General features: G+C 46.2%; 8 protein-coding genes. 1 reads left to right on the top strand and 7 read right to left on the bottom strand.

Going from position 1 to position 12,986, the window contains the following annotated elements; all coding sequences use genetic code 11:
- Positions 1-10: 10 nt before the first annotated feature.
- Positions 11-550, top strand: coding sequence for a cytochrome b (locus ACJJI8_RS10670; RefSeq protein ID WP_444935023.1), 540 nt, complete (start codon positions 11-13; stop codon positions 548-550).
- 92 nt (positions 551-642) lie between these two features.
- On the opposite strand, the gene ACJJI8_RS10665 is transcribed toward ACJJI8_RS10670, so the two are convergent.
- The 7 genes from ACJJI8_RS10665 to ACJJI8_RS10635 all read right to left on the bottom strand — a co-directional run bounded on the left by ACJJI8_RS10665 (position 643) and on the right by ACJJI8_RS10635 (position 12,937).
- Positions 643-2,409, bottom strand: coding sequence for a DEAD/DEAH box helicase (locus tag ACJJI8_RS10665; protein ID WP_444935022.1), 1,767 nt, complete (start codon positions 2,407-2,409; stop codon positions 643-645).
- A 204-nt stretch (positions 2,410-2,613) separates the two neighbouring features.
- Positions 2,614-3,858: a capsule polysaccharide biogenesis protein gene (locus ACJJI8_RS10660; protein WP_444935021.1), complete on the bottom strand. Its 1,245-nt coding sequence runs from the start codon at positions 3,856-3,858 to the stop codon at positions 2,614-2,616.
- Between the two features lie 680 nt (positions 3,859-4,538).
- Positions 4,539-5,576 (bottom strand): phytanoyl-CoA dioxygenase family protein, encoded by a 1,038-nt coding sequence (locus tag ACJJI8_RS10655; RefSeq protein ID WP_444935020.1) that lies wholly within the window; start codon positions 5,574-5,576, stop codon positions 4,539-4,541.
- Between the two features lie 99 nt (positions 5,577-5,675).
- The gene (locus tag ACJJI8_RS10650; RefSeq protein WP_444935019.1) at positions 5,676-7,718 is read right to left on the bottom strand and encodes a capsule polysaccharide biogenesis protein; all 2,043 of its coding nucleotides are present in this window, start codon (positions 7,716-7,718) and stop codon (positions 5,676-5,678) included.
- On the bottom strand, positions 7,709-8,629 hold the full coding sequence (locus ACJJI8_RS10645) for a glycosyltransferase family protein (protein ID WP_444935018.1): 921 nt from the start codon (positions 8,627-8,629) through the stop codon (positions 7,709-7,711). Before ACJJI8_RS10645 ends, ACJJI8_RS10650 begins: the two co-directional genes overlap by 10 nt.
- A 17-nt stretch (positions 8,630-8,646) precedes the next feature.
- The gene (locus ACJJI8_RS10640) at positions 8,647-10,380 is read right to left on the bottom strand and encodes an SLC13 family permease (protein ID WP_444935017.1); all 1,734 of its coding nucleotides are present in this window, start codon (positions 10,378-10,380) and stop codon (positions 8,647-8,649) included.
- A 289-nt stretch (positions 10,381-10,669) separates the two neighbouring features.
- Positions 10,670-12,937, bottom strand: a complete 2,268-nt coding sequence (locus ACJJI8_RS10635) for a glycosyltransferase family 2 protein (RefSeq protein WP_444935016.1) — start codon at positions 12,935-12,937, stop codon at positions 10,670-10,672.
- Between the last annotated feature and the right edge of the window lie 49 nt (positions 12,938-12,986).

Below are 12,986 nucleotides of genomic sequence, written 5' to 3'. Positions count from 1 at the left end.
GAGACCCTCTATGTCAAACCCGGTTGAACGTTGGAACTCAGTAAGTAAAGGACTGCACTGGCTTTTTGTAATCCTATTGCTCTCGGTATGGGGAGCAGTTGAACTGCATGAATTTTACGAGCGAGGTGATCCCATGCGCGGCTGGTTTATGCAGCTGCACTTCTCCCTCGGAGTCGGTGTCCTGATGCTTCTGGCCCTGCGCCTCTATTGGCGTGCGCGCCACAAGCGTCCACAGACCGAAGGCAAGAAGTGGCAGAAGGCACTGTCCAGCCTGACCCATGGTGGGCTCTACCTGTTGATTCTGGCTATGCCGGTTTCTGGCATCGTGATGCGCCAACTGTTTGGGCGCGATACCGAGTTTTTTGGCCTGTTTGCCGTTCCCAACCTGTTCGCCAAAAACCCGGATCTGGGCAAGCAAATCGCTTTCCTGCACAAAGATGTAATGTGGCCCGCCCTGCTCATACTGGTTGGACTGCATATCGCCGCAGCCTTGTGGCATCACTTTATCGCCCGCGATAACACACTCACCCGTATGCTGCCGCAGCGCTAATTCAAGACAGGGAAGAAATAGAAGAAGGGAAACTGAATGGGAGAGCGCAGACCTGCGCTCTCCCGGGATAAACCTGCTAAAACAAGTACGACTTAGTCGTCATTATTGCTGCGCTTGGCTTTGGGCTTTCCTTTGGGCTTGAACTTAGGCTTACCCTTAGGCTTCCCTTTCGATTTCACCGCCGCTTCATCGAAGCGGGTGATTTTCATCGGCTTACCGGAAACACGCACCTTCTTCAGGTGTTGGAACACTTCTTTCGGCATTCCCTGAGGCAGATCTACCGTGGTGAAATCGTTGTAGATTTCGATACGGCCGATATAGGAGCTGTCCAGATCCACCTCATTGGCAATAGCGCCAACAATGCTACCGGGACGCACGCCCTGCTCGCGGCCGATCTCGATACGGAAGCGCTCCAGCCCCTCATCGGGCGGCGGTAGCTTGCGATCTTTCTCGAAGCTTTCCTTCTTGCGGCGGCGGCCACCGTCAAAGTCATCATCGCGCTCGCGACGCTCTTTGCGCGGTCTCTGCTCTTTCTCTTGAATCAGCAGGGGCTGATCACCTTGGGCCATTGCAGCCAGCGCGGCGGCAACATCCAGTGGATCAACCTCATTCTGCGCCAGGAATTCCTCAACCAGCTGGCGATAGGGCGCCAGATCAGTTTGGCCTTCCAGGGTCGCGGTGATGCGCTCGCGGAAGCGCTGCATACGGGCGCTGTTAACTGCATCTGCGCTGGGCAAATCCAGTTTTTCGATCGGCTTCTTGGTCGCTTTCTCGATGACACGCAACATACGGCGCTCGCGGGGCGCCACAAACAGGATCGCATCGCCTTCGCGACCAGCGCGGCCGGTACGACCGATACGGTGAATATAAGCTTCGGTATCGTAGGGGATGTCGTAATTGATCACGTGGCTGATACGCTTCACATCCAGTCCACGAGCCGCAACATCGGTGGCTACAACAATATCGAGCTTGCCATTTTTCAGCTTGTCGATCACGGCTTCACGCAGGTTCTGCGCCATATCACCGTTCAGGGCGGCACTGGCAAAGCCTCTGGCGGCCAACTTATCTGCCAGTTCCACAGTGCTGTTTTTGGTGCGCACGAAGATAATCGTGGCGTCCACCGGCTCCGCTTCAAGAATACGGGTCAGTGCATCCAGTTTGTGCAGGCCGCCAACCGGCCAGTAGCGCTGGCGAATGGTTTCAGCAGTCTCAGTCTTAACACGGATTTTTACTTCAACCGGCTCATCCAGATGCTCGCGGGCGATGCGGGCAATCTCTTTTGGCATAGTGGCGGAGAACAGCGCAATCTGGCGCTCTTCAGGAATCTGCTCCAATACCCACTGCACATCATCGATAAAGCCCATGCGCAGCATTTCATCCGCCTCATCCAGCACCAGGGTGCGCAGATTGGACAGATCCAGGGAGCCGCGACGCATATGGTCCATCACCCGTCCGGGGGTACCTACCACCAGCTGAACGCCACGCTTCAACTGCTGTATCTGGCCGCGGTAGTCAGCGCCACCATAGATAGGCGCAACGTGGAAACCTTTCAACTTGGATGCGTAAGACTGGCAGGCTTCAGCCACCTGAATAGCCAGTTCGCGGGTCGGTGCCAGCACCAGTGCCTGAGGGCGACGATCCTTCAGGTCCAGCTGGGAGAGTAGCGGCAGCGCAAAGGCTGCGGTCTTGCCAGTGCCGGTCTGGGCCTGGCCTAGCACATCCCGCCCCTCCAGCAGGGACGGAATAGTTTGTGCCTGAATCGGGGAGGGAGTCTCATAGCCGAGCTTTTCGATGGCGCTGAGAATTTCAGACGGCAGACCCAACTGGTCGAAGCCGGCCGCTTTAGGGGTATCGGTCATTTCGGAATTCACTTGAAGCCAAAGTCCCTATCGCGGGACCGGAGCGGTGGGTAAAAGGCCGCGCAGTCTAACAGGTTAGACGATCCAGATCAGCCTGTTTTTTAAACAAGCTGTGATGAAGCGTGCAAGTGGAATGAAATACCTTAGATGGAAAGGAAAAGAACGCAAAATCCCTAATCTCTAGTCCAAGTCCGTGCGAGAGAATTAACCCGCACTATTTCCGCTTTTGATAGAGAGCTTGGCCTGGGGGCTACCCTCAGCAGCAGATTCTATGCGCTTTACCACCCCTTCGATGGTGGCGCCAACCGCCTTGGAGAAGCTACCGTCTAGCTGAGTTTGCTCATATAAATAGGTATGAAAGCGTCTGAAAAAAGCAATATCCACGCTCTCAGGCTCAGCCCAGAAGCTGGACAGTTTACCTTGATGAGTCAGGCCTGGGATATCATATAGCGCACGCCCAAGCACTTTTGTGGGCACTTTGTGAAGAAGGGCAGAGATACCGACAGTACTATTAATTGTAACTACGCCACGAGCATGGTCCAGTAGAGTAGGCAAGTGCAGATCATGGCAATAGACTACCCGCCCCTGAATATTATAACGAACCTCTAAACTATCAATCAGTTTCTGATAGTGACAGAAACCACGGTCCATAGGGTGGTGCTTAAGAACGATTACCGCATCACCTGGAGCACTCTTAGCAAATGATTTTAATACTCGATCAATTGCATTTTCGATGGACAGGAGATCAGAATGCTCTCGCAATTGAAAATCATCGCGTGTCTGTAGGGGAAATAAGAAAAAGCGCTGACTAAACTCTCCTATCAACTTAGCAGTCAAATTGCGTTCTGTTATCTTATACAGCCCTTTGCGTACAAAACTTCTTAGCCAACATATGCCTTCAGCTTTCCAGTCCCGGTTTCGGTGGTGGTGATAAGCTGGAAACTCTGATCGGGCAAGACGCATCGCCGTATAGTAGCCCATAGCATAAGAAGCTCGGTGCCAAAACGTTTGCCCTACCGGCGAAGCGCAAGGTTGTCTTAAGTCAGGCTCATACTTTTCGATCCCATCCCGTGTCCAATCCATTCGGGAAAAAGCATTCACACCACCCCATTCCAAGGTGACAAAGTCAGGGCGAAGATAACCTTCTTCAAACACCCCATAAGCCACGCCCAAAGATTCGCAAACGGTTCGGGCTTGAAAGTGATAGCGGCGGCAGTCACCGTACACAAATACTGCTTCAACCCTATGTTCCAATAAGTAAGAATTAAAGAAGGATGTCCAGTCACCTTCACTTCCGGTAAAGTCTACCTGAAAATCGGCCCAGGCAAAGTAGCGGTCGCCGCCGTTAAAATTAATTTTGTGCGTAGTTATGCCCTGTTGTGAAAGTCGCTTTGCCAACTTCGCAAAGAACGGGCCATGAGGCCCCTGTAAAAAGACTGCCACAGACATTATTCATCCTACCCCTAAAACTTGCTATTTGGCGCTTAGAAATTGAGCACATATAAATAACTGGTTAAACAAAAACCATTACCATGCCGTATGCTAGCCACTCAGCTCATTGACACATTGGCATGTGCCTTTCTGTGGCTCCATTGGGCCCAACAGGAAATTCATCAACTAAACGAACAAAAACAGGTATTGGAGTACCAATTGGCGCAAAATTCTACCAAACGGATTAATTTTCTTCTACAGTTGTTCACTTCTTACTAAAATCAGTGACTGGTTGAGATAAAACTCACCGCGGTGGAAAAGTATAAAATATAAACAGAGAAGTCTTTTCCCTGTATAGAATACTAAATCCATTTAATAAAGCTTGAGAAGACATTTTTATAAAAATAATAATTCCATCATACACACCATCATAAACGAAGCTAAGTAACATGCCATCAAGAAAAATTGGCGGTTGAGCAACCATTTTACTCAGGTAAGTGACCACCACAATTGACTAGATCACAATTCACCAACACAGCAATCACAATCCACGCTAACCATTAGTGCCTTATCGGCCGATCCCGACACTCAATAAATCGTGTAGAGCCACTTATCTCCGAGAATAACCATTGAGAATTTTTCCGACTACCTAAAATGCTGTAGAAACTTGACGATTAAAATTCATCCAAAATTCCCTTCTATCTAGGACGGGATAGACGACCGTAAAAATTTCTTTGCTCACCACTATTGACTTTACTTTTATCTAGGTGCTTTAAGGCCTTTTTCCATACTGCTTCAAATACTTTGGCGGTGCTTTTGGGGAAGGGCGTAAATAATGGATTAAACGGATTATCTCGAGCCTGCATCCACACGGTCATCCGCTTTGACTTTCGAAGTGCTTCTCCGCGGCAGTGAAATCCATACACATTACCAATTACTAGAGTGTTAGCTGGGACAGATAACTTTTTAACTTGATATCCCATTTCATGTAAATCCGCTCCATTGACCCGAAAAGATCCATCCCAATAGCGTCCAGGCGAGCGTTTACTACCTTTTTTACATGCTTCAAGGCTTTCTTTGTACTCCCATTTTAATCTTTTCCATGAGAGCTTATGCGATCCAGGCACATAGATGTAAGCGCCATTATTATCACTTGTCTCATCAATGTATAGCCACGCCTTAACACACGGATGGAAAGTATCTGCATGTAAATCACGCTGAGGATCAGGTCGGCGATTTACATCTTCATGATTACAAAGATTTTCTATATAGAATAAAGGAGGGCGATTTTTTGATGAACAAAATCGCATCAACCGATCCAACAATTGATTTTCAGCTAGCTTTTTAAATTCCGGAGCTTTTCTTCGCTCCTCATAATCCATAAAGATTCTCTGAGTTACTGTTGTCCCTTCGATTATCTCCCTAACTGGCCCCTCAAACTGATCAAGCTCTTCAGCCAAGCGGAAAAATTGATCTTTATCAAGAAAATTCTCCCTTAAAATATAGCCGTTCTTAATAAATTCTCCTCGATACTCTGAAGGAACAATTGGGGAAAGAAGAAACAACCGAACTCTAAATAGTATATGTGCAACTATCACCCTAAAAACATGCAACCCGAATACATTAAGCCAGTAGCTTCCAATAATAGGATTATTCTTAAAGCTCTTCCCCCAACTAACCAACTCGAAAGACCACTTAGGTATTTTCCAAGTCAAAGCAAGTATTCGGCTTAGCATTATCACCTCCTAAAGATACATATCTAAAAATATATTATTTATATGGAAATACAGTTTCGCTTTGCCGTCTATCAAACGGAGCATCCATTGATATATTTATCAATAGCGAAGAAAATTTTTTCTATACCAGCAAAAAACTTTAAAGAAAAAGCTCCCGCCATCATATAAAGATCGTTTTTTTTCTACTAACTTAACTGTGGTCTCTGCATCAATGTAATCCCCTGTCGCAGCATCAGCATATACTGGGTAAAGTAGCAAGGTTCCCGCGATTAATTCATCTAAAGTCAATTTACGCCGCCGCCTTTGCTTGAAAACGTCAAAATCCGCCCTATCACCCCCTGCCTTGGAGAGCAGAGTGTCCTCAGTTAACCCCCAGCCGGAATAAAAAGGTAAACCATAAGTGACAACCTTAATTTTTCTAAGTAAGGCTTCAAACCCCGCCAGAGAACTCAAGGTATGCACCTCATCAACCTCATCCAATATTAGAGAGATATCTCCTTCAGTGACAAGCAAGTCATATAACCGCTTAGACCCTTGGGGTAATTCTCCCAAGCGAGCACCAGCAACCACATCGGGATGCGGTTTATAGATAATATATGCTTCTGGATTTCCCTTCCTTACACTCTCCAAAAGAGAATGGTTACTTTTTATAACAGGAGAACCATAAGCAATTGAGGCATCGCTTTCCACCTGCCCAGGAACTAAAATAATTTTCTTATTATCAGGAAGAGAGAGATTTACTGAGCCCTGAATGTTATATTTTGTAACTCTTTTCCTTAAAAGTAGCAGATGAAGGCTTTTCACCCTATTAAGTATTTCATCACTAAAATTAGTATCACTTAAAATAATTTCAAGATCACTGGGTGACCGGGCATCAAAGTAAATACCCCGGGAATCAAACACTAAAGAAGTGGGTGCAACCAAGTCCGCACCTAGCCCTGCTGAACGTATGAACCCATCTTCAACTCTCCAAAGACGAGCTTGAATCCCCTCAATCTTTTTCTGCAATGAATTCGTTGGCCGACTAGCCCAAACAAAAACATTAGCGCCCGCTGCACACTGACTGATAGAGCTTGTACCTCTAACAAAGTCCACCTTTCTATTTTTACTAAGAAAATTAGGAATAAACTTTCTCTTCCATGATGAAAAGCCCACACCTAACCAAGCACCTTGAAACCTAAGCCACTGCCGCTTTTGCTCCGCAATCAAAGCAACCGTCTCTTCAAACTCACATTTATCACCGGTATATGGGTTTATATATCGACAATACCTCAAATAGGCAGCACAAAAGAGCTGCGAAAGAGATCTGTTGATATTGCGACGTGATAAAAATTGTCTATCTTTAGTTAATCCCCACCCAGAATAAAAAGGAACACCAAAGCAGTGTACTTCTTTCCCCGCAATTAAAGCATCAAACCCCAGTTGACTAGTGACAACATAAACTTTTTCCACATAGTCAAAAATGGCCCAAGGTGAGATATCTTCAGATATAATTCTACAGCCTTTTTCAAAAGCTAAACTTAATAAATAACCCTTCTTCTTCCCTGTTATAACATCCGGGTGTATTTTTACACATATCTCGGCTTCAGGGTTATCTTCAATAGCACTATCCAGCATGGCCAGAAAATGAGATTCAGAAGCCTGGCCAGCCGAAACAGAGACATCACCAAAAGTCTGATCTACAACTAAAACCCTTTTCAAATTAGTTGACCAATCTAAGGGCTTATCTATGGATTGATTATATTTACAAAGCCTATTAGCTCGTAATAGCTCTATCCCTTTCTCTGCTCGCTCCAGTTCTTCAGAAGTGAAGTCAGCTAGAGCTATCAGTGTTTCTAAATCACTAGGTCGAGATGCATCATAATAGATCCCGGTTTTATCAACCACCAGACTATGCGGAACCGCTCCATTAACTCCCAACCCGAGCGAACGCAAAAACCCATCTTCTATACATGCAAATGGGAGCCCTGCTCGTAGAGCAATCCTTTTTGCTTTCATCGCTGTTGGTTTAAGCCCCCAACCAATCATATAACTCACATAACTAGCGGGCTTGAACGTAATATACTGGCAGCGTATATCGAGTAGGCTTTCTAGAATCCGGTGTTTCCGCAAACCTAAAGAACAGTGTCCGGCTACAGGCATTTTCGTGCCTCGGCCAGCATATTCCTTCGTAATTCTTCATCCTCAGCCAAAGCAAGAATTCCATCGATCCATTGCGAAGAGTTCATAGGTAAAAGCAAACCGTTTTCACGATGACGAACCACTTTGCCATAAATATCACCAGCAGCGTAAATGCCCACAGCACCAGCCTGTGTGATATCAAAGAACTTGGTGTGAGACCTAGCTCTATTAAAAGGTACATTCAATAAGGGCGCTAAACCTATATTTCGCCCCGGCACCTGTAACATCGAGAAATAAGTAGGCCATTTCATCGGGTGCAACACTTTAACCCTTGGTATATTGGAAAAAAGCCGATTCACGTAGGTATTTCCAATTATTTCAAAGCTCAAATTTTGATTATACTTAAGAACCTCACTTACCACAGGGTACAACCATTGGATATCTTCTTGATGTGATGCAGAGCCATGATAAAAAAGATTTACAAAATTTCTATCAGTTATCTTGATGGGCTCCGCTTGCAACAATCTTGGCCTCCAATCACTATATTTACTCTGTAGATAAGGAGTCGAAACCAACAATTGAGCCCCTACAGACTTTAACCATTTTTGCTTTGACCACCCATATCGAAGCAATTTAAACCTGTACTTAACAGGCAAACTAAGAAATGTCCGCGGATCAAACAAATCATCATCTATAAAGAAAAATATACGAGAAATTTTCTCAATATTTTTCTTCAGAAATGACTTCCATTTACCCGGAATATAACGCACTAATATAATATTAGCGCCTCGTACATTTTCCTCTATCGGAATATCATTAAAACCACAACGCTCGTAACTAACTCCCATATTTTGAAGGAATGGTAAAACAAAATAGTCCGTTGAAGGATTACGGCCTTCCTCCACGATTAGCCAGCGACTGGCCTTTTCCAAATCAATCTCCAAACCGATCAAACCTCAAAGGGAAATACGATAGGTAGTAAAGCCAAGACAACAATAGAATAAGCAATAGTTAGAGGTAGGCCCGCACGAAGAAAATCGCGTAAATGATACCCGCCAAGATTTTGCACTATCAGATTGGTTTGGTAACCAAAAGGTGTTAAAAAGCTTGCGCTTGCTCCGTAAGCAACGGCCATTACAAAAGGCATCCAACTGACCCCAAAACTTTCGGCAAGGCTCCAGGCGAGGGGAAAAGTCAAAGCAGCAGCCGCGTTATTTGTCATCAGTTCAGTTAACGCAAGGGTCAGTAAAAATATTCCCACCAAACCTGCCATGGGCCCCCAACCAGCAAGGAGTCCCTTCAACCTCTGGGCCAATACATCTGCCAGGCCACTACCAGCGAAAGCCTCCGCAAGCACCAAAGCACTGGCAATAATCAGCCATATCTGAAAAGGAAAACGCCTTTGCAATTCAGTAGTCGATAGGATGCCGAGGCCGATCATACCACCTAGTAATACCAGCAAGCCTTTTAGCAATGAAAAATAACCAAGTGCCGCTCCAGCAACAACTGCGGTGAAGCCTAAGCCCAACAGCCAATTATCACGCTGAGACAAGTCCCGTCTTACCTCAGTACCGCTGATAACATAGAAGTTTTTATCGATATTAAGATGATGGCGGAAATCAGCACCCACGGCGAGCAAGAGTGCATCTCCTGCTCGCAACTCAATCTCCCCCAACTTACCCGACAGCCTGTCACCGCCACGCCGCATTGCCACAACTGCGGCATCAAAGCGAGTGCGGAAGTTACAACTCTTGAGAGACTGGCCGAGAATACTGGAGCTTGGAGTAATCACCACTTCTGTAAGATTTAAATCCAGTGCCTCGTCATCTAAAGCAAATAAGCGTAAACCTTCTATATCCTGTAAACGTCCGAGATCACGAACATCGCCACTAAAAATCAATTTATCACCAGAACGAATCAATTCTGAAGGACCAACTGGACTAATTACTTGATCGTCCCGAACTATTTCGATTAGATAGAAAGTCTCCAGGCGACGTAGATTGTTTTGCTCAACACTCTTTCCGTCAAGAGGAGAGTTCGCCACCACCTCAGCCTCTAGCAAGTATTCGGCCACAGGTTCATCAGTTACAGTCCCCTCGGGTAGCAAACGGTTACACAATATCAGTACAGTAAGCCCCACTAAAGTTGCAGCTACCCCTACCGGTAAAAAGGCAAAGAAATCCAGCCCTGGCAAGTCGCGATCTAGTACAAAACTATTGACAATCAGATTGGTAGAGGTCCCTATCAAGGTCAGGGTCCCTCCAAGTATCGCCGCGTATGACAGGGGCATTAAAAGCTTGGCTGCGGGCAGCCGTCGCTGCCCCTTAACACTGGATGCAAGTGCTGCCACCACGGCCGTATTGTTGAGGAAAGCCGAACTCAGCGCCGTGGCGGCAGAAAGTCGTAACAAGCTGGTATTGAGGGAGTCCTTGATTAGCCCACCTGAGATCAATCGCAACCAACGAGCCTTCTCCAGTCCCACAGATACCAATAGTAACACGACCAATGTCACCAGCCCCGGGTTGGCACCCTTCTGCAGAGCTGACTCCACTGGCACAAGTCCGGTTAGAAAGCAAGCTCCAGCGGCCGAAGCGAAGACCAGGGATGGCCTAAATCGGGTGAAGATCAGTGAAACGATAACCAGAACGAAGATACCGGCTACAAATAATTGAGGAAAAGTCATAAAGTTGGGGAGTCGCTTGGGCTATCGATGCTAGAACTTATTTACTTATACGCTTATCGCGTAAGTAGATTATGCCAAATCTGATACGATTGCGCCTCCAGGCCTCCAAACCTTTAAAACAACAAGCCGAATAGACTGATTCCTGCTATCAAAAAGTAAAACTTTCCTGGTATATTGCTCTGAACTCCAATGGCGCAGCAATTGAAATACTGCGCCATCACGCCATCACGCCATCACGCCATCACGCCATCACGCCATCACGCCATCACGCCATCACGCCATCACGCCATCACGCCAAGGTAAAGTCCTCATGGACTAAGGTCAAATTAGGGTTATATGCGGGATCAGTATCTAGTAAATCTCCCCACCGGCCACGCATATAATCGGCCTCTCTCTGTGCACGGCGACGTTTTGCTGTAGTGTTGTCCGCACCGCGGGAGACAGATTCGTGGTGGTATAGCTCTGCATAAGGTGTCCACAGATTACGATAACCTGCTTCGCGAACCTTCAAGCATAAGTCCACGTCGTTAAAGGATACGGCTAGGTCTCCCTCATTCAATCCACCAACCTCATCAAATACTGTCTTACGCAATAGTAAGCAAGCAGCGGTCACCGCAGAAAGGTTTTGAATTAGGTGGAGACGTGAAAAGTAACCGTACTCATTACGACTGAAATACTTATGGGAATGACCAGCGACACCACCAATACCTAAGATTACTCCGCCATGCTGGATAGTATCGTTAGGATAATATAGTTTGGCTCCTACACAGCCAATTTCGGGCCTTAGAGCCTGTCCTACCATCTCACCCAGCCAATCACTATTGATGGGCTCAATATCATTATTAATCAACCCAATAACCTCGCCTTTCGCAAGACCTACACCAAAATTATTAATTGCAGAGTAATTGAATGGATAGTCCCAGCGGTGTACGGAAACGCGAGGATCGGAAGTAGAAATCTCCTCCAAAAAGCCCAGTGTGGCTTCACAGGTGCTTTGATTATCCAAAATTAACAATTCAAAATTTGGGTAATCCGTTCTGGAGAGAATTGCCTCCACACAGGGCTTTAAAATACCAAAGCCATCTCGCGTAGGAATCAAAAGGCTCACAAGAGGAGCTGACGCTGGGACATCCCATCGTACTCTATAGCTATTTGGAGCCGCACCAGGCATCGCAGTAGCATTTATAGTTTGAGAGCTCAGATAATCATTCACAGCTTGCAACCCAGCAGTCGCAGCATAGTTCTTTGCGCCACCTTCCAGAGCGGTAGAGCCACTAATTGCTCGCCAGTGGTACAGTATTTCAGGGATATGCACCACATTCTCACTGTTCAAGTATGGCACACAGCGCAGAAGCAAATCATGATCCTGGCTACCCTCAAGTCCTAAACGAAAGCCCCCAATCTGTTCCACAAGAGCTGCTTTTAAAACAGTCAAATGGCAAATATAGTTCTGTGAAAGTAACAGATCTGGGTTCCAATCTGGTTTAAAGTGCGGATCAAAGCGCTCACCTAGCTCATCAATTTTATCTTCATCACTATAAAGCAGCTGAACCTGAGGGTTGTCGGCAATCGCCTTCGCCATCGTCATTAATGCATGCGGGGCCAAGGTATCATCGTGATCCAACAGTGCAATATAATCACCCTTTACCAATTCTAGAGCAGTATTACTAGCAGCAGAGATATGTCCGTTGTCTTCCCGAAAAACTACCTGAATGCGAGAATCCTGAGCCTGATACGCCAAAAGACATTCCCGAGTCTTCTGATTTGAGGAAGCGTCATCAGCGATACAAAGCTGCCATTTGCTATAACTCTGTGCAAGTACAGACTCTATACATTCGCGTAACAGCTCTGGATCAGTATTGAAAGTTGGAACGATAATTGAGATCAATGGCTGCATCTCGAGCTTTTTACCGCACACATCATCCGAACGGGAAGCTAGTTTTGCAGTTTCTACCTTTCTGATCCACTCCGCATAATCACATGTCTGCCGCCTTTTAGTAAAAGTTCTTGCGTAGTGCTGCAGAGCCAATTCTTTCCAAGGGCGATTGGTTTCACGAGCTTCATTGCGAATATACTGCAATACATTCGCTTTCCCCATGTCACGAAACTTAAAGTGCATGTTAGCCAAGCGCTGTGATAAACGGTCATAGGCAAAGCGTGCTGGCAATCTCACGAAATGAAAATGTCTGACAGAGAAAAGCCCTGAAGATTCCAAAGGGTCGAAACGAAGTGCCTGGATCCGCCTTGACAGATAAACAAGACGCTTAGTCACTCTGCCAGACTTAAGAGGAACAAAGACACTTTCAGGCTCGTTAAAACCTTGCCCATAATCAAAATATAGCTTCGCATCTGCTGAAGGCTGATCGTGTCGAAGGTCAATTTCTACCATGTACCAGCCAGGGCCAAATCCTCTCCCATTAATAATAAACTGTGGATCCTCCCCTTTAGACTCCCAGTCATAAGTAAAATCAGTAGTACTCGCTGGTACAATAGCTGTGGCTGGACGAAGGCGGGAGGACAAATCCCAATGAAAGAGAGACTTGATATACTTAAACACTAAATAAAAACCAAATATTGCTGAAAATTATGTAAACTGTTCGACTCAA

This window comes from Microbulbifer maximicatervae (SeqCode), assembly GCF_052467695.1.
This window is presented reverse-complemented; position numbering and strand designations above follow the sequence as displayed.